Source organism: Duganella sp. Leaf126 (assembly GCF_001423125.1).
Taxonomy (GTDB): Bacteria; Pseudomonadota; Gammaproteobacteria; order Burkholderiales; family Burkholderiaceae_D; genus Rugamonas.
Map to the genome: position 1 here is coordinate 490,233 of NZ_LMNW01000023.1, position 17,922 is coordinate 508,154.

Annotated in this window: 12 protein-coding genes; 7 read left to right on the forward strand and 5 right to left on the reverse strand. The window is 66.7% G+C overall.

Going from position 1 to position 17,922, the window contains the following annotated elements; genetic code table 11:
• Positions 1-246: 246 nt before the first annotated feature.
• The 3 genes from ASF61_RS13270 to ASF61_RS13280 form a co-directional block, all read right to left on the reverse strand.
• Positions 247-2,835, reverse strand: coding sequence for a bifunctional aconitate hydratase 2/2-methylisocitrate dehydratase (locus ASF61_RS13270; RefSeq protein WP_056156529.1), 2,589 nt, complete (start codon positions 2,833-2,835; stop codon positions 247-249).
• 135 nt (positions 2,836-2,970) lie between these two features.
• Positions 2,971-4,377: a sensor histidine kinase gene (locus ASF61_RS13275; RefSeq protein WP_229205841.1), complete on the reverse strand. Its 1,407-nt coding sequence runs from the start codon at positions 4,375-4,377 to the stop codon at positions 2,971-2,973.
• Positions 4,367-5,047, reverse strand: coding sequence for a response regulator transcription factor (locus tag ASF61_RS13280; RefSeq protein ID WP_056156531.1), 681 nt, complete (start codon positions 5,045-5,047; stop codon positions 4,367-4,369). Before ASF61_RS13280 ends, ASF61_RS13275 begins: the two co-directional genes overlap by 11 nt.
• Positions 5,048-5,184: 137 nt before the next feature.
• On the opposite strand from ASF61_RS13280, the gene ASF61_RS13285 reads away from it, so the two are divergent.
• The 3 genes from ASF61_RS13285 to ASF61_RS13295 are packed head-to-tail and all read left to right on the forward strand — an operon-like array spanning position 5,185 to position 11,146.
• Positions 5,185-6,372: an efflux RND transporter periplasmic adaptor subunit gene (locus ASF61_RS13285; RefSeq protein ID WP_156369586.1), complete on the forward strand. Its 1,188-nt coding sequence runs from the start codon at positions 5,185-5,187 to the stop codon at positions 6,370-6,372.
• Positions 6,369-9,491, forward strand: coding sequence for an efflux RND transporter permease subunit (locus ASF61_RS13290; protein WP_056156533.1), 3,123 nt, complete (start codon positions 6,369-6,371; stop codon positions 9,489-9,491). The genes ASF61_RS13285 and ASF61_RS13290 overlap by 4 nt, the downstream gene beginning before the upstream one ends.
• A complete protein-coding gene (locus tag ASF61_RS13295) occupies positions 9,488-11,146 on the forward strand; it encodes an efflux transporter outer membrane subunit (RefSeq protein ID WP_082491592.1) in 1,659 nt (552 codons plus the stop codon). Before ASF61_RS13290 ends, ASF61_RS13295 begins: the two co-directional genes overlap by 4 nt.
• 27 nt (positions 11,147-11,173) lie before the next feature.
• Here ASF61_RS13295 and ASF61_RS13300 read toward each other — a convergent pair whose 3' ends face one another.
• On the reverse strand, positions 11,174-13,375 hold the full coding sequence (locus ASF61_RS13300) for an OsmC domain/YcaO domain-containing protein (RefSeq protein ID WP_056156534.1): 2,202 nt from the start codon (positions 13,373-13,375) through the stop codon (positions 11,174-11,176).
• A gap of 161 nt (positions 13,376-13,536) precedes the next feature.
• On the opposite strand from ASF61_RS13300, the gene ASF61_RS13305 reads away from it, so the two are divergent.
• The 4 genes from ASF61_RS13305 (at position 13,537) to ASF61_RS13320 (ending at position 16,339) form a co-directional block, all read left to right on the forward strand.
• Positions 13,537-14,013 (forward strand): antitoxin Xre/MbcA/ParS toxin-binding domain-containing protein, encoded by a 477-nt coding sequence (locus ASF61_RS13305; RefSeq protein ID WP_162241996.1) that lies wholly within the window; start codon positions 13,537-13,539, stop codon positions 14,011-14,013.
• A complete protein-coding gene (locus tag ASF61_RS13310) occupies positions 14,010-14,465 on the forward strand; it encodes an RES family NAD+ phosphorylase (protein ID WP_056156538.1) in 456 nt (151 codons plus the stop codon). The genes ASF61_RS13305 and ASF61_RS13310 overlap by 4 nt, the downstream gene beginning before the upstream one ends.
• A gap of 90 nt (positions 14,466-14,555) precedes the next feature.
• Positions 14,556-15,695, forward strand: a complete 1,140-nt coding sequence (locus ASF61_RS13315) for a hypothetical protein (RefSeq protein ID WP_056156540.1) — start codon at positions 14,556-14,558, stop codon at positions 15,693-15,695.
• Between the two features lie 8 nt (positions 15,696-15,703).
• Entirely contained in the window at positions 15,704-16,339 is a 636-nt protein-coding gene (locus tag ASF61_RS13320; protein ID WP_056156541.1) for an ABC transporter ATP-binding protein, read from the forward strand.
• 197 nt (positions 16,340-16,536) lie between these two features.
• Here the strand turns inward: ASF61_RS13320 and ASF61_RS13325 are convergent, their stop codons facing one another.
• Entirely contained in the window at positions 16,537-17,745 is a 1,209-nt protein-coding gene (locus ASF61_RS13325) for an aldose epimerase family protein (protein ID WP_082491596.1), read from the reverse strand.
• Positions 17,746-17,922 lie beyond the last annotated feature (177 nt).

A 17,922-nucleotide genomic window follows, 5' to 3' on the forward strand; every position in this document is an offset into this window, starting at 1 on the left:
GTCCCAGTCTATTTGCTGTCGCGGTACCGTCATGGTGCGCACGGTCATGGCGGAGCCAGGGCATGGTTGACCGTTGCCAAATTGCGCAACAGTCGCCTGCCCGGGGGCCGCTCACCCAGCATGCCGGCGACGGCAAGGCCAACCAGTACTTCGCGCGCGGCTTCAATTCTGAGCCGGCGGCCATAAAAAAACCCCAACCTGCCGCGCGGGCGGGTTGGGGTGTCGGGACGCTGCCTGGACCGAAGCTCAGGCCACCTTGACGGTATCGGCCACCGCGCTGAATTCCTCGATCTTGTCGAAGTTCATGTAGCGGTAGATGTCGGCCGAATTCGCATCGAGCACGCCGGTGTGGGTCAGGTATTCCTCGCGGGTCGGAATACGGCCCAGCAGCGAACAGACCGACGCCAGTTCGGCCGAACCCAGGTACACATTGGTTTCGATGCCGAGGCGGTTCGGGAAGTTGCGGGTGGACGTGGACATCACGGTCGCGCCCTTGCGGATCTGCGCCTGGTTACCCATGCACAGCGAGCAGCCCGGCATTTCCATGCGCGCGCCGGTGCGGCCCAGGGTGCCGTAGTGGCCTTCGGTGGTCAGCACCTGCTGGTCCATCTTGGTCGGCGGCGCGATCCACAGGCGCACCGGGATGTCGGACTTGCCTTCCAGGACCTTGGACGCGGCGCGGAAGTGGCCGATGTTGGTCATGCACGAGCCGACGAACACGTCGTCGATCTTGGCGCCAGCCACGTCGGACAGGGTCTTGACGTCGTCCGGATCGTTCGGGCAGGCCACGATCGGCTCGTGGATGTCGGCCAGGTCGATCTCGATCACGGCAGCATAGTCGGCGTCGGCGTCCGGCGCCAGCAGCTCGGGCTTGTCCAGCCAGGCCTGCATGGCCTTGATGCGGCGCTCCAGCGTGCGCTGGTCGTGGTAGCCGTTGGCGATCATCCACTTCATCAGCGTGATGTTCGAGGTCATGTACTCGATGATCGGCTCTTTGTCGAGGTGCACCGTGCAGCCGGCAGCCGAACGTTCGGCCGAGGCGTCGGACAGCTCGAACGCCTGTTCCACTTTCAGCTGCGGCAGGCCTTCGATTTCCAGGATGCGGCCCGAGAAGATGTTCTTCTTGCCCTTTTTATCGACCGTCAGCATGCCCTGGCGGATCGCATACAGCGGAATCGCGTTGACCAGGTCGCGCAGGGTGACGCCGGGCTGCATCGTGCCCTTGAAGCGCACCAGTACCGATTCCGGCATATCGAGCGGCATCACGCCGGTGGCGGCGGCAAACGCCACCAGGCCCGAACCTGCCGGGAACGAGATACCGATCGGGAAGCGCGTATGCGAGTCGCCGCCGGTGCCCACGGTGTCGGGCATCAAGAGGCGGTTGAGCCACGAGTGGATCACGCCGTCACCGGGACGCAGGGCCACGCCGCCGCGGTTTTCGATAAAGGTCGGCAGTTCGCGGTGCATCTTGACGTCCACCACTTTCGGGTAGGCGGCCGTGTGGCAGAACGACTGCATCACCAGGTCGGCCGAGAAGCCCAGGCAGGCCAGGTCTTTCAGTTCGTCGCGGGTCATCGGGCCGGTGGTGTCCTGCGAGCCGACGGTGGTCATCTTCGGTTCGCAGTAGGTGCCGGGACGAATGCCCTGGCCTTCCGGCAGACCGCAGGCGCGGCCGACCATCTTCTGCGCCAGCGAGAAGCCACGGCCGCTGTCGGCCGGGTTTTGCGGCAGGCGGAACAGCGTCGATGCGGGCAGGCCCAGCGCCTCGCGCGCCTTGGACGTCAGGCCACGGCCGATGATCAGCGGAATACGGCCGCCGGCGCGCACTTCGTCGAACAGCACCGGCGACTTGACCTGAAACTCGGCAATGACCTTGCCATCCTTGAGCGCCTTGCCGTCGTACGGACGCAGCTCGACCACGTCGCCCATCTCCATCTGCGTCACATCGAGTTCGATTGGCAGTGCGCCGGCGTCTTCCATGGTGTTGTAGAAGATCGGGGCGATCTTGGTGCCCAGGCACACGCCGCCGAAACGCTTGTTCGGAATGAACGGGATGTCTTCGCCGGTAAACCACAGCACCGAGTTGGTGGCCGACTTGCGCGAGGAACCGGTGCCGACCACGTCGCCGACGTAGGCCACCAGGTGGCCCTTGGCCTTCAGTGCCTCGAGCTGCTTGAGCGGGCCGACCTTGCCCGGCTCTTCCGGGTTGATGCCGGGGCGCGGGTTTTTCAGCATCGCCAGCGCGTGCAGCGGGATGTCGGGACGGGTGGTGGCGTCCGGCGCCGGCGACAGGTCGTCGGTATTGGTTTCGCCGGTGACCTTGAACACGGTAATCGTCAGGCTTTGCGGCACTTCCGGGCGCGAGGTGAACCACTCGGCGTCGGCCCACGACTGGATCACTTCCCTGGCGCGCGCGCTGCCTTGGTCGGCCAGCTCTTTGACGTCGTGGAAGTAGTCGAACATCAGCAGGGTCTTCTTCAGACCGTCGGCAGCGATGGCGCCGACCACCGGGTCGTCGAGCAGGTCGATCATCGGCTTGATGTTGAAGCCGCCGAGCATGGTGCCAAGCAGGCGGGTGGCCAGCTCGCGCGAGACCAGCGGCGAGCTTTCCGCCCCCTTGGCCACGCTGGCCAGGAACGCGCACTTGACCTTGGCCGCATCATCGACACCGGCCGGTACGCGGTTGGTGATCAGGTCGACCAGGAATGCTTCTTCGCCCGCTGGCGGGTTCTTGAGAAGTTCGACCAGGTCCGAAGTCTGGGCGGCGGACAAGGGCAACGCAGGGATCCCGAGGGATGCACGTTCAGCAACGTGCTGGCGGTAGGCAGCTAGCATGAAAAACTCTCATTCAGGGTGGATAGCGGAAGGAAGCAGGCCAACGTGCCCGTCCCGACCGCTATTGTACCTCAACAGGTCTTATATAAGACATATAATAGGAGACACATGCAGGAATGCCAACATTTTGCATCCTCAAAGCAACAACGCACTGCCCGCCATCTCCACCACCACCCGGGTTCCCCGCCCGCCAACACCGGGCTCGATGCGCAGGCGTGCGCCATGGCGCGCTGCGATCTCGCGCGCAATCGGCAGACCGAGACCGCAGCCGCCCGCCGCTTCACTGTGGCTGCCGCGGTAAAAACGTTCGAGCACCAGCGAGCGCTCGTGCTCGGGAATGCCGGGACCGTCGTCTTCCACCACCAGCCGCAGCGGCTGCCGTTCCAGGCTCAGGGTCACGGTGCCGCCGGCAGGACTGTACCGGATGGCGTTGTCGATCAGGTTAGCCAGCAGTTCGCCCAGCAGTTGCGGCTCGCCGGCCAGCATCACGTCCGCATCCGGTCCCTCGTAACCGAGATCGATGTCACGTGCCAGTGCACTGTCGGTCCAGCGTTCCACTTCGCGCCGGGCGATGGCAGCCAGATCGACCGGCACCTGGCGCAGATGCTTGCCGCCTTCGCGCTCGGAGCGCATCAGCGTTAAGAGCTGCTCGGTGACATGGTGCAGCCGACCGACGGCGCGATCGACATCGCCCAGCGCGTCGTTGTGCCTGACCGGATCGCGCTCGCGCAGCACGCGCTGGGTTTGCAGCTGCAGCGAAGCCAAGGGCGTGCGCAGCTGGTGGGCCGCATTCGAGATGAAGCGCTTTTGCAATGCCTGCTCCTCGCTCAGTTTGCGGATCAGCCGATTGATCGCGGTAGTCAGCGGCTCGATCTCGACCGGCATGCGGTCGGTATCGGCCACCGGCACCAGGCTGTCGGCGTCATAGGCGCCGAGGCTGGCCGCAATGGCATCGACCTTGCGCAGGTTGCGGGTCACGGCCAGCCAGATGAAGGCGCCCGCCAGCAGCAGCACGGCCACCTGCAGCGGCGCCCATTGCGCCAGCAGCGTGGCGGCCATCTGCTGGCGTTTTTGCATGGTCTCGGCGACCAGGATGCGCACCGTGTCGTGGATACCGCCCGGCGCCGGCTGTTCGAGCGCGACCACGCGCACTGCGGCGCCCTGCAGCAGGGTGTCGTAATAAAACGGCTTGTTGGGGGCCAGCGCGCGCGGCGGCGGCGGCAGCGACGCGTTGCGCAGCAGGGTTCCCTGGGCGGCGGACGAGGCTTGCCAGTAGATGCGGTCCACCCGGTCCCACTCCAGCACCTCGATCGCCGCCGGCGGCAGCGCCAGCGCGACCCGGCCGTTGTGCGCTTTCACCTGCGCGGCCAGTGTCATGGCCGAATCGAGCAGCCAGCGGTCGTGCACCACATTGCCGACCTGGCGCGCAATGGCCATGCCGCCGACGGCGCCCAGCGCCAGCACCAGCAGCAGCGGCACCGCCAGATGCAGCAGCAGCTGGCGCCGCAGGCTGGGACGCACCGGCTTGCCGCTATCGGCCATGATCGCCGGCCTCGATACGGTAGCCAAGTCCGCGCAGGGCGCGGATCGTGGTGACCGATTGCGCATCGCCGAGCTTGCGGCGCAGGCGGCTGATGAACACTTCGATCATCGCAGGATTTTTTTCTTCGGCATGGTCGTACAGCTGGTCGAGAAATTGCGACTTGCTGACCACCCTGCCCGGCCGGCGCAGCAGCAGTCCGAGCACGGTGGCCTCGGCGGCAGTCAGTCCCAGCGCGCGTCCGCGCACGCTGGCCTGCCGCGTGGCCGGTTCGAACTCGATATCGCCGAACGCGATACCCGACACCGGCGGCGCGCCGCGCCGCAGCAGCGCGCGGATGCGCGCCTCCAGTTCGGGCAGCTCGAACGGCTTGGCCAGGTAATCGTCGCCGCCGGCGTCCAGGCCGGACACCCGGTCGTCGAGCTCGATGCGCGCGGTCAGGATCAGGACCGGTGCGGCCAGGCCGCCGGCACGCAGGCGGCGCAGCACTTCCAGGCCGTCCAGGTCGGGCAGGCCCAGGTCGAGCACCACCAGGTCGTAACTGGCGGCGGCGCAGGCGGCGATGGCCGCCCGGCCGTCGGCCGCGACATCGGCGCTGTAGCCCGACTGCGCCAGGGAGCTGCACAAGCCATGCGCGAGTTCGCGGTCGTCTTCAACTATCAGCAGCGCCATGGCGGTATCGGGAATGGAGGGCAAGGTTCAGGCAAGGTAGCGCCAGTAAGATGGCGGCGCAACGCTGGCAGCAAGCCGCGCCATTGTAACCGAGGTCGCCGCGTAATACGGCATGGACCGGAACGAACGGACAATAGATGAACAATCGATACTGGATGGGTGCCGGCGCAGTTGCTGCCGTGCTGGGAACAGCCGCCGTCATGGTAGGTTCTGCACTGTGGACGCCATCGAAGCATGCCAACGCCGCCGTCCCGGCGACCGCCGCCGCGCCGCCACCGGTGGCCAACGGATCGCAGGAACTGCGCTTTGCCGTTGGCGCCCCGCAGCTCGACATGCTGCGTGCCGAGACCATGCCGGCGCTGCCGGTGCCGTTGGCCGCAGCGCTCAATGCGCGGCTGGCGGTGGACGAAGACACCACGGCGCGCCTGGCGTCTGGCCTGGCGGGCCGGGTGCTGTCCGTCAAAGCAGCACTGGGCGAGCAGGTGCGCGCCGGCCAGGTGCTGGCCGAAATCGATGCGCCGGAGCTCGGCACGGCCCAGGCTGAACTGGACAAGGCGCGGTCGGACGAGGCGCGCAAGCGCCTGGCGGTCGAGCGCGCACGCGCACTGGGCGCCGGCGAAGGCATCGCCGGGCGCGAGCTCGAAGCGGCGGAAGCGGACCTGCTCGAAGCGCAGGCGGAATCGGCGCGGGTACGCCAGCGTATGGCCAACCTGAATGCGGCCGGCATGCGCGTGCACGGCCAGCGCCTGGAGCTGGTCAGCCCGATCGCCGGCGTGGTGGTCGAGCGCACGATCAACCCGGCGCTCGAAGTCGGCCCCGATGCGGCCGCACCGCTGTTCGTGGTGACCGATCCGCGCAAGCTATGGCTGCTGATCGACGTGCCCGAGGCGATGGTGGCGCAGGTGCGCCCCGGCACGCGGGTCGATGTCGAAACCGACGCCTGGCCCGGCGAGCATTTCAGCGCCACCGTCATGCAGCGCGGCCAGGCGGTCGATCCCGACACGCGCCGCGTGGTCGTGCGCGCCCGGCTCGATAACGCCGGCGGCAAACTGCTGCCCGAGATGTTCGTGCGCGCGGCACTGTTGCAGGACAGCGGCCGCGCGGTGCGCGTGCCCAACAGCGCGCTGGTCAACCGCGGCCTGTACACCTATGTGTTCGTGGAAGCCGCGCCGGGCCGCTACCAGCGCCGCCAGGTCACCCTGCGCACGCGCGGTGGCGAGAGCAGCTACGTGGAACAGGGTTTGCATGACAACGAACGCGTGGTCACCGCCGGCGCCCTGCTGCTCGATGCAGAACTGGCTGCCCGCGCAGGAAACACGCCATGATCGACCGCCTGATCGTGTTCGCGCTGCGCCAGCGCGTGTTCGTGCTGGTGCTGGTGGCGGCGTTGACGGGCTTCGGCTTCTACGCACTGTCCAACCTGCCCATCGAAGCCTTCCCCGACGTGCAGGACGTCCAGGTCAGGGTCATCTCCCAGCAGACCGGCCAGGCGCCGGAGGACATGGAGCGTACCGTAACATTACCCATCGAGCGCGAGGTGGCCGGCATTCCGCGCCTGACCAACGTGCGCTCGGTAACCATGACCGGCCTGTCCATCGTCACGCTCACCTTTGCCGACGACACCGACAATTATTTTGCGCGCCAGCAGGTGATCGAAAAGCTGGCCGGCGCCGACCTGCCGGACGGCGTCAAGCCCGAGCTGGCGCCGCTGTCCACCGCCGTGGGCGAGGTGTACCGATACACCATCGACGCACCCGGCATGTCGGAAACCGATATCCGCACGCTGCAGGACTGGACCATCCGCCCTGCCCTGCGCATGACCCCGGGCGTGGCCGACATCAGCAGCTTCGGCGGCGCCATCAAGGAATACCAGATCGACGCCGACCCCTTCCTGCTGCGCAAATACCAGGTCACGCTCGACCAGCTGAAGCAGGCCATCGCAGCGGGCACCGGCAATGCCGGCGGCGGCCTGGCCAGCCTCGGCGACGCCACGCTGATCGTACGCTCGGCCGGCTTGTACACCAGCCTGGCCGACATCGAAAAGGTGGCGATTGCCGCGCGCCAGGGGCGCACCATCACGGTGGCCGACGTGGCGCGGGTACAGACCGGCGAGCGGCCCCGCTTCGGCATCGTGGGCGCCGATAAGCGCGACAGCATCGTCGAGGGCATCGTCACCATGACCAAGGGCGGCAATCCGTCCAAGATCAACGCCGACCTCAAGGAGCGTATCGCCCAGCTGGAGAAGCGCCTGCCGGCCGGCGTGAAAATCGTGCCGATCTACGACCGCACCGACCTGGTGAGGCACACGGTGTTAACGGTCGCGGAAAACCTGATCATCGGCGCGCTGCTGGTGATCGTGGTGCTGGTGATCTTCCTGTCCAACTGGCGCGCGGCGCTGATCGTCGCCACCGTGATTCCGCTGTCGCTGCTGTTCGCCTTCATCCTGATGAACGCCTACGGCGTGTCGGCCAACCTGATCTCGCTGGGGGCCGTCGATTTCGGCATCATCATCGACAGCGCGGTGGTGATCGTGGAAGCGCTGATGGTGCGCATGGCGCTGATGGGGACCGGCGACGCCAACCCGGTACAGTCGCGCATGCAGGTGCTGCACCGGACCATGCGCGACATGGCGCACCCGGTGCTGTTCTCGAAAGCCATCATCATCGTCGCCTTCGTGCCGATCTTTACCTTCCAGCGGGTGGAAGGCAAGATCTTCACCCCGGTCGCGCTCACGCTCACCTTTGCCCTGATCGGTTCCGTGCTGCTGACCTTTACGCTGCTGCCCACGCTGCTGGCGCGCACGATTGAAAAGCGCCCGCTCGGCGAAAAGCACAAGCCCTGGCTCAACCGGCTGCAACAGCGCTACGGCGCCCTGCTGGGGCGCACCATGCCGCGCGCGCGGCCGGTGCTGTGGTTGTCGGCGATCCCGGTGTTGGTCGCGTTTGCGCTGGCGCCGCGCCTGGGCAGCGAATTCATGCCCAAGCTCGACGAAGGCAATATCTGGCTCACCATCACCTTGCCCACTTCGGCCTCGCTGGAAACGACCAAGCAGGTCGAGCGCGTGGTGCGCGCCAAGCTGCTGGCCTATCCGGAGGTGTCGCACGTGATCAGCCAGGCCGGCCGTCCCGACGACGGCTCCGATCCGAAAGGTCCGAACAACCTCGAGACGCTGGTGGACCTGGTGCCGCGCAAGCAGTGGCGCTTTGCCGACAAGGAGGCGCTGGTGGCCAGCATGTCGGCCAGCCTGGCGCAGATACCGGGGCTGACCACCAACTTCTCGCAGATCATCCAGGATAACGTGGAAGAGTCGCTGTCCGGTTTCCGCGGCGAGATCGTCGCCAAGATCAGCGGCAGCGACCTCAATATCCTGGAAAACCATGCCCAGCACCTGGTCGAGATCATCGAGAAAATTCCCGGTGCGGTCGACGTGGACGCCACCCGCATCGGCGGCCAGAGCGAAGTGGTGGTCACCCCCGACCGCGCCCGCCTGGCGCGCTACGGCATCGCCATCGGCGACGTCAACGCGCTGGTGGAGCAGGCGCTGTCGGGCAACGGCGTGACCAGCTATTTCGAGGAAGACCGCCGCTTCGACGTGGTGCTGCGCATCCGCGCAGCCGACCGCGCCAGCGTGGACGCCATCGGCGCGCTGCAACTGGCGGTGCCGGGCACCCGGGTCGGCGACGGGCCGGGCACCGTGTCGCTGGCCGACGTGGCGAAGATCGAGATCCGCCAGGGGGTGTCGCGCATCCTGCGCGAAGCCGGCTCGCGCACGGTGATCGTCAAGATGAACCTGTCCGGCCGCGACCAGGGCAGCTTTATCGACGAAGCCCAGCGCAAGGTGGCCGAGCAGCTGCACCTGCCGACCGGCTACGACATCAGCTGGGGCGGCCAGTTCGAAAATTCCGAGCGCGCCAGCAAGCGCCTGGCCGTGATCATCCCGCTCACGGTGCTGCTGATGTTTTCGCTGTTGTTCTGGACCTTCCGTTCGGTGCGGCTTGCCGCACTGGTGCTGGGCATGGTGCCGTTCACCATGATCGGCGGCTTTGCAGCGCTGGCGCTGGCCGGACTGCACCTGTCGGTATCGGCAGCGGTGGGCTTTATCGCGGTGGCCGGCATCTCGGTACAGAACGGCGTGATCATGGTCGAAGAGGTGATGCAGCGGGTGCGCGAAGGCGCCGCCGTGCGGCTGGCGATCGCCGAAGGCGCGGTGGTGCGCCTGCGGCCGATCCTGATGACGGCGCTGATGGCGGGCATGGGCCTGCTGCCGGCCGCGCTCTCGCATGGCATCGGCAGCGAGACCCAGCGCCCGTTTGCCTGCGTGATCGTCGGCGGCATCGTCAGCGGCACCATCTTCACCCTGCTGGTGCTGCCGCTGGCGCTCAAGCTGTTCGGTCACTTCTCCGAACCGGACCACCCTGCCCAACCGGAACCGGCCATACCATGAACAAACACCTGATCACCGGGGGCGCCCTCGGTCCCCTGGCGCTGCTGGCATTGCTGACTGCGGGCTGCACGGTCGGCCCCACTTACCAGCGCCCTGCCATCGCCGTACCGGCAGCGTACACCGACACGCCGGCCAGCACCGAAGCGGCGCCGCGCTACGCGCTGCAACAGGATATCCAGCGCGACTGGTGGACCCTGTTCCGTTCGCCGGCGCTGGACGCGCTGGTCGCGCAGGCGTTCCGCGCCAATCCGTCGGTGCGCGAGGCGCAGGAATCGCTCAAGGCGGCGCAGGAAAATGTGCTGGCCCAGCGCGGCTACTTCTATCCGACCGTGCAGGCGGGCTATTCCCCCGCCCGCACCAAGATCGCCGGCAACCTTGGCGGCAACTCGCCCGGCATCCAGGGCAACGGTACCGTCATCAGCACCAGGGAAGGCACGCCGGCCAGCGAAGGCGGCAAGGGACCGTACAACGCGCCGGTGATCTACAATTTCCATACCGCGCAGCTGACGGTCGGCTACACGCCCGACGTGTTTGGCGCCAACCGCCTCGACGTGGCGTCGCTGACGGCGCAGCAGCAGGCCGAGCGCCTGCAGCTGGAAGCGACCTACATCACGCTGGCCTCCAATATTGCGGCAGCTGCCTTCCAGGATGCGCTGCTGCGGCGCCAGGTCGAGGTGGTGGAACAGATGATCGCCGCCGGCGAGCAGTCGGTGGCGCTGGCGCGCCGCCAGCGCGACGGCGGCTACACGGGCCGCCAGGAACTGGCGGCGCAGCAGAATGCGCTGGCCCAGGCGCGCCAGCAACTGCCGCCGCTGCGCCTGCAGCTCGCGCAGAACCGCGAACTGCTGCGGGTGCTGGCTGGCGTTGCGCCCGGCGGCGCGGTGCCGGCGTTTACGCTGGCGGCGTTCACGCTGCCGGCGCAGTTGCCGCTGTCGCTGCCGTCGCAACTGATCGAGCAGCGGCCAGACATCCGCATGGCAGAGGAAAACCTGCGCGCCGCCACCGCCCAGGCAGGCGTGGCCCGTGCCGCGCGCCTGCCGCAGTTTTCCATCAGCGCCACGGCAGGCGGCGCAGCAAGCCAGTTCGGCCAGATGTTCTGGAACAGCGGTAAATTCTTCGATGTCACCGCCAGCCTGCTGCAGCCGCTGTTCGACGGCGGCACGCTGAAACACCGCGAACGCGCGGCCTACGCCACCATGCGCGGCGCCGTGGCCAGTTACCAGTCGGCCGTGGCCCAGGCGTACCAGAACGTGGCCGACGTGCTGCACGCCATCGATGCCGGCAACGACGCGCTGGCGGCCGCCCGCGAAGCGGGCGACGCTGCCGACACGGTGCGCGCACTGGCCGTGCGCCAGCACGCCAGCGGTTACCTGGACCGGCTGGCCCTGATCGCGGCCGAGCAGGACAGCTGGCAGGCGCAGTTGGCGCTGGCCCAGGCCGAGGCCAGCCGGCTCGGCAACGCAGCGGCGCTATTCCAGGCGCTCGGTGGCGGCTGGTGGCATCGTGATCAGGGAGATGACGCTGGTGGCGAAGCCACCGGCGCCGGTGCTGGTGCTGGTGCTGGCGCCGGTGCTGCTACCGCTGACAACACTGGCGGCGACGGCAGCGGTGGACTGCCTCCGGCCGTCAAGGACGCAATCGCCGCTGGCGGCTAGTAAGCCCGGGCGTCCGCCCGGGCACTCTCACCCGAGCGCTGCCGCCCTGGCACGCGCTGCGTGCAGCTTCCTGTAGCTGTCGATCAGGCGCGCGTGGCGGTCCAGCCCTTCGAGCGCCATGCTGGTCGGCGCAAGGCCATGGAAGCGCACCGTGCCGGCCACCGAACCTAGCGCCGCATCCATGCGGGCGTCGCCGAACATGCGGCGGAAGTTGACTTCGTAGTCGTCGAGGTCCATGTCGTCGTCGAGTTCCACTTCCAGCACCACGTCGAGCGCCTGGTAGAACAGGCGGCGCTCGACCGTGTTGTCGTTGTACTGCAGGAAGGACTCGACCAGTTCCTTGGCGTCCTCGAAGTTTTTCAGCGCCAGGTGGATCAGGAGTTTCAGTTCCAGCGTGGTGAGCTGGCCCCATTCCGTGTTCTCGTCGAATTCGATGCCGATCAGGGTGGCGATGTCGCCGTATTCATCGAGTTCGTTGTCGTCCAGGCGTTCAAGCAGCGCTTCGAGCGCGTCATCGTCGAGCCGGTGCAGGTTCAGTATGTCCTCACGGAACAGCAGCGCCTTGTTGGTGTTGTCCCAGACCAGGTCTTCGACCGGATAGACTTCCGAATAGCCGGGCACCAGGATGCGGCACGCCACTGCGCCCAGGTCGTCGTAGACGGCGGTGTACACTTCCTTGCCCATCTCCTGCAGGATGCCGAACAGGGTGGCTGCCTCCTGCGCGCTGGCGTCGTCGCCGGCGGCGGAAAAATCCCAGTCCACGAAGTCATGGTCGGCTTTGGCGCTGAAGAAGCGCCACGAGACGATGCCGCTTGAATCGATGAAGTGCTCGACGAAGTTGTTCGGCTCCGTCACCGCCTCGCTGGCGAACGTCGGCTGCGGCAAATCGTTGAGACCTTCGAAACTGCGGCCCTGCAGCAGCTCGGTCAGGCTGCGTTCGAGCGCCACCTCCAGGCGCGGGTGGGCGCCGAACGAGGCGAACACGCCGCCCGTGCGCGGATTCATCAGGGTCACGCACATGACCGGGTACACGCCACCGAGCGAAGCATCCTTGACCAGCACCGGGAAGCCCTGCTCTTCGAGTCCCTTGATGCCGGCCACGATGCCGGGGAAGCGCGCCAGCACGTCTTGCGGCACGTCCGGCAAGGCGGTTTCGCTTTCGATGATCTCGCGCTTGACGGCGCGCTCGAATATCTCGGACAGGCACTGCACCTGCGCCTCGGCCAGCGTGTTCCCCGCGCTCATGCCGTTGCTGACATAGAGGTTTTCGACCAGGTTGGACGGGAAGTACACGGTCGCGCCATCGGAGCGCCGGGTGTAGGGCAGCGCGCAGATGCCGCGTTCCACGTTGCCGGAATTGGTGTCGATCAGGTGCGAGCCGCGCAGTTCGCCGTCGGCGTCGTAGATGGCGCGCGTGTAGTCGTCGAGGATCTCGGCCGGCAGCTTGTCGCGGCGCGCCGGCTTGAACCAGCGCTCGTCCGGATAGTGGACGAACGGCGCGTTGGCGATCTCCTGGCCCCAGTAGGCGCCGGCATAAAAGTGGTTGTTGTTGAGACGCTCAATGTACTCGCCCAGCGCCGACGCCAGCGCGCTCTCCTTGGTCGCGCCCTTGCCGTTGGTGAAGCACATCGGCGAATGGGCGTCGCGGATATGCAGCGACCAGACGTTGGGCACGATATTGCGCCACGACGCGATCTCGATCTTGATGCCGAGATCGGCCAGCACGGCCGACATGTTGGCGATGGTCTGCTCGAGCGGCAGGTCCTTGCCCGGGATGAAGGTGCGCGCGGATGCATCGGGATTGAGGGTCAGCAGCGCCTGGGCGTCGGCGTCGAGATTGGCCACTTCCTCAATCACGAAATCGGGCCCCTCCTGCACCACCTTTTTCACCGTGCAGCGCTCGATCGAGCGCAGGATGCCTTGCCGGTCCTTGTCCGAGATATCGGCCGGCAGCTCGACCTGGATCTTGAAGATCTGCTTGTAGCGGTTTTCCGGATCGACGATGTTGTTCTGCGAAAGCCGGATATGCTCGGTCGGGATATTGCGGGTATTGCAATACAACTTCACGAAATACGCCGCGCACAGCGCCGACGACGCCAGGAAATAGTCGAACGGCCCGGGCGCCGAGCCATCGCCCTTGTAGCGGATCGGCTGGTCGGCGATGACCGTAAAGTCATCGAATTTGGCTTCGAGCCGCAGCTTGTCGAGAAAGTTGACCTTGATTTCCATGGGAGACGTCCAATTCCGGTGCTAAAAATGAGATAGGCAGCATTATCGGCTAAATTGCGGCGGTTGCGTGGCTGGCGGCCGGAAGACATCGAAACCGGCCGCTGTGTCGCTTGCGAAGATCATCCGAAACGTATACTCTAAACCTCCATATGGAGGTCGGTATGAATGACAAAATTCAGCCCACGGCCGGGGCGCGGCGCAAGCCACAGTCCACCCGGCCGCACGACACAAGGCCGGCAAATTTTGCCGATCTGATGCGCTTGCAGGGCGGCAGCAGTGCTGTCGATGCAATACGTGTTGGCTTTCCGGCAGACATGATCAAGGACGCAGGCATTTATTTCGATGTGCCGGCCCAACGCATACGGCATATCACGCGTCTGCCGGAAACGACCGCCCACACGCTGGTCAAACGCGGTGCGCTGATGGATGCCGCGGCGTCCGAGCGGATATGGCGGCTGGCCGACATCATGGGCCTGGCGCACCAGGTCTTCGCCGACGAAGACGCTGCCAAAGCATGGCTACGCACGCCCAATCTGACGTTCGAGGACGCAGCACCAATGGACTATCTCGACACCGAGCCAGGCGCCATGGCGGTGCGCCAGGTGCTCAATGCGATCGCCACCGGGGGCGCCCTGTGAAGCTGTGGCGCATCGCTCACCGGGATCATGCCCTCGACAAGGTCTGCGCTGGCGCTGCCCTGTATGGCGGCCGCTGGAATCCGATCGGCGTCCCGGCACTGTATTGCGGCGGCTCGATCGCCATCACCTCGCTCGAAAAGCTGGTCCACCTTGGGACCGCGCCCAGCCCGCCGCTGATGCTGGTCGCTGTCGATTTACCAGACGCCTGCGCGGTATTCGAGCCCGACCCCGCCGATTTCCCTGCCGGATGGGATGCCTTGCCCGTCTCCACCGGCGCCCAGGCTTTCGGCGGCGCCTGGCTGCGTCGCGGCGACACGCTGGCCATGAAAGTCCCATCGGTCATCGTGCCGGAGGAGGCCAACTTCGTGATCAACCCACGCCATCCCGAGTATCCGCAGGTGCAGCTCACCGCGGTGCGGCCGTTCGCGTTCGGCCGCCGGCTGCTGAAGTAGCACGTCCGCCACCCGGAGCACACCATCTTCCCCTACCCCCTGCTCACCCACCGCCTGCGCTGGTATGCCCTCAGCACCGCGCGGCTGCTGTTGCGGCGCTGGCAAGGCGCCCTGCTGCTGTTCTTTCTGTCGGCGTCGATGAATGCCTCGGTGCTCAGCAATCTCGCCACGCTCGCCTATCCCCTGCTGTCGCTGCTGGCGCCCGGCCACGGCGTGATCGGCCGCAGCCTGCACCTGGCCGCGCTGCTGGGGTTTGCCGGCCTGTGGGCCGGCATGCAGCGCGCGCAGATCGCCGGCGGGCCGTTCATGGACTACCTGCACACGCTGCCCTACACGGCGCGCCAGCTGCGCCATGCCGATGTGCTGGTGCTGATGCTGGCCAACGGGCCCTGGCTGTTGCTGGCGCTCGGCGCCATCGCGGTCGGCATCCGTCAGCATCAGCCGCTGGCGCACCTGCTGCTGTTGGGCGACGTGATCGTGCTGGCCCTGGCGGCGCAGCTGGCGGTGCTGGCGCGGCGGTTTGCCAGCCTGCCGGCGCTGCTGGCTGCGTGCCTGCTGCTGGGCGCCAGCTTCGGCACGCGCGCCGCGACCGTCAGCGCGGTGCTGGTGGCCGCCGTTACCGTGGTGGCGCTGTGGCGCGGTCCGTCGGCATCGGACCGTCCGGTACGCCGGACCGTCGGCAACACGCGCATCGCTACCGGCGGTGCGGCGACCGGTTTCGGCGCCCTGCACCTATCCGCAGCGCTGCTCTGGCGTCAGCGACGCAATGAATTGGCAGGCAAGCTGCTGGCCTCGGCGCTGCTGGCGACCGGTGCGTATAGCCTGGCGCGCCTGTTCGACGGCGATGGGCGCAGCTTTCCGACCATCGTGATCGCGCAGGGCGCGATCGTGCTGGTCATGAGCGGCATGCTGCGCCCGATGCACCTGACCCATGTGGCGGCAGCAGGCTACTTCGATGCCTTGCCGTTGCGGCCAGGTCGGCACTGGTGGCGGCCGTTCGACCTGGCGTTGGTGGCGGCATGCTGCCTGCCGTTGCTGGCCGGTCTGTCCGTCGCTGCATGGCAGATCGGCGCGAGCACGCCGTGGCACAGCACGGCCTCGGTGGCGTCGTACCTGGCGCTGCTGGCAGTGCTGTCGTTGCCGCACCTGTATACCGAGCGCCACGCCGTAGTCGTGGGCGCCATCGTCACCGGCCTGTGGGTGGCCGTCACCTTTGTCAGCCTGACCTGAGGGATTCCATGCTGCGTGTCGAACAAGTGTATAAATCGTATGGTGCGCGGCAGGTGCTGCACTCGGTCAGTCTGACGTGCGCGCCAGGCGCTTACGTGCTGCGCGGGCCGAACGGGGTCGGCAAATCGACGCTGCTGCGGGTGCTGGCCGGCGTGACGCCGCCGGACAGCGGCGCCATCTGGATAGCCAGCCACGCCCTGCAGGTAGAGCCGGTCGAGGCCAGATCGCGGCTCGCTTATGTGCCCGACGAGTGTCCGATTTACCCGTTCATGACCGGCAGCGAGCTGCTGGCGTTTGTGGCCCACGCCAAGCGCTGCCAGCTCACGCCGCAGGTGCGCATGGTCGTCGAACGCCTGGACCTAGCGCGCCACCTTGGCACCCGTTGCGGCGACATGTCGCTGGGAACGCAAAAAAAGCTGATGCTGGCGGCAGCCTGGATCGGCGAACCATCGGTGTTATTGCTCGACGAGCCGTCCAACGGCCTGGATATCGATGCGCAGGCGGTGCTGGTGGCGCTGCTGCGCGAGAAACGTGACAACGCCGTGGTATTCGTGTCCAGTCACGACCCGGCGTTTGCGGCGGGCGTGGGTGCGCAGGTGCTGGCGTTCGAGGCACTGCAAGGCGCGCCCGGTTCTACGGGCTGACAACGCGGGCTGACGACGCGGGCTGGACTGAGCGGGCTGGACTGAGCGGGCTGACTGCGTGGTCTGACCGTCGGGCTGACTGCAGCGCCGACCGCATCGTTCGACAACCGCTACGGACTGCGGCCGCTCTTGACAAGACCGGTGCGGCGCTGCGTCAGCGGCGCCACCGATCCAGGCGGCGCTGCCTTCACCAGGGCTTACTTCAATACGTAGAAGTGGAACACCGTGGTCTGGGCGTACTGCTGGCCCGGATCGAGGCGGGTGGACGGGAATGCCGGCTGGTTCGGCGCGTCCGGATAACCTTGCGCCTCGAAGCTGATCGACTGGTACTTGGTCAGGCGCTGGCCGCCCTTGCCCACGATGGCGCCCTTGAGGAAGTTGCCGGTATAGACCTGCATGCCCGGCTCGGTGGTGGCGATCTTGAGGCCGCGACCGGACTGGCGGTCTTCCAGCGTGACGGCCGGTTTCGGCATGGCGGTTTTACCGCCGCGCAGCACGTAGTTATGGTCGATGCCGCCATTGGCCAGCGCCAGTTGCGGATGCTGGGCGCGGGCGCGCTCGGTGACGTTGGCGGGCTTGCGGAAGTCGAACGGCGTGCCGGCTACCGGCAGCGGCTTGCCGGTCGGGATCAGCGTCTGATCGACCGGCAGGATGGCGTCCGCTTCGATGGTGAGGTCGGCGTCGGTGGCCAGGCGCGAGGCCGGAATACCGGACAGGTTGATCATGCTGTGGTACGTCAGGTTGACCACCGTCGGCTTGTCGGTGGTGGCGCCATAGCGGATGGTCAGGTCGTTGTTGTTATTGAGTTCGTAGGTGACGTCGGCCACCACGGTGCCCGGGAAACCCTGGTCGCCATCGGGCGACGTCAGCGTGAAGGTGACCGAGGCCTTGTCGGCCGACTGGTCCACCGACTTGATCACCCAGTTGCGCTTGTCCCAGCCGATGGCGCCGCCGTGCAGGGTATTGGGCGGTTCGCTCAGCGACAGCGGGTACGCCTTGCCGTCCAGCGTGAACGTGCCCTTGGCGATGCGGTTGGCGTAGCGGCCCACGGTCACGTTGGTAAAGCCGGGGGTGGTTTCGTAGCCGGCCAGGTTGTCGTAACCGACGACCAGGTCGGCGGCGTTGCCCTGCTTGTCCGGGAAGCGCAGGCTCTGCACCGTGGCGCCGTACGAGATCAGCGTGGCCGACATGCCAGCCGCATTTTTCAGCGTGACCGCTTCCACCTGGGCGCCGTTGGACAGCGTACCGAAGGATGCGCGCGTCGCGGATACCCCGGCAGCAGCAGTAGCAGCACCAGCTACAGCGCCGGCGCCGGACTGGCCGCCGGCCGGCATCTGGCTGCAGGCGGAAAGGCCGACCAAAGTGGAGAGCAGGATCGTGGTTGCGGGTCTGATGGAAATATTCATGTGATCGATAGTCTCAGTTAGAAATGCGGAGCGCCCGGCCTGTCGCTTGCCGGCGACCGCAATTGTTAGAATGGGCATGCGGTGCTGCACGGGATCGCCATCATGCGCGCAGTGTGCAACCGCGGTGTGCGGCCGCAATTTGCATCTTCACTGGCGCGAATGACAACTATTGCATTA

Coding starts and splice junctions, on each gene's coding strand:
- ASF61_RS13305 (WP_162241996.1), top strand. CDS start 13,537: ATGAATGACAAAATTCAGCCCACGGCCGGGGCGCGGCGCAAGCCACAG.
- ASF61_RS13295 (WP_082491592.1), top strand. CDS start 9,488: ATGAACAAACACCTGATCACCGGGGGCGCCCTCGGTCCCCTGGCGCTG.
- ASF61_RS13325 (WP_082491596.1), bottom strand. CDS start 17,745: ATGAATATTTCCATCAGACCCGCAACCACGATCCTGCTCTCCACTTTG.
- ASF61_RS13270 (WP_056156529.1), bottom strand. CDS start 2,835: ATGCTAGCTGCCTACCGCCAGCACGTTGCTGAACGTGCATCCCTCGGG.
- ASF61_RS13280 (WP_056156531.1), bottom strand. CDS start 5,047: ATGGCGCTGCTGATAGTTGAAGACGACCGCGAACTCGCGCATGGCTTG.
- ASF61_RS13275 (WP_229205841.1), bottom strand. CDS start 4,377: ATGGCCGATAGCGGCAAGCCGGTGCGTCCCAGCCTGCGGCGCCAGCTG.
- ASF61_RS13285 (WP_156369586.1), top strand. CDS start 5,185: ATGAACAATCGATACTGGATGGGTGCCGGCGCAGTTGCTGCCGTGCTG.
- ASF61_RS13300 (WP_056156534.1), bottom strand. CDS start 13,375: ATGGAAATCAAGGTCAACTTTCTCGACAAGCTGCGGCTCGAAGCCAAA.
- ASF61_RS13290 (WP_056156533.1), top strand. CDS start 6,369: ATGATCGACCGCCTGATCGTGTTCGCGCTGCGCCAGCGCGTGTTCGTG.
- ASF61_RS13320 (WP_056156541.1), top strand. CDS start 15,704: ATGCTGCGTGTCGAACAAGTGTATAAATCGTATGGTGCGCGGCAGGTG.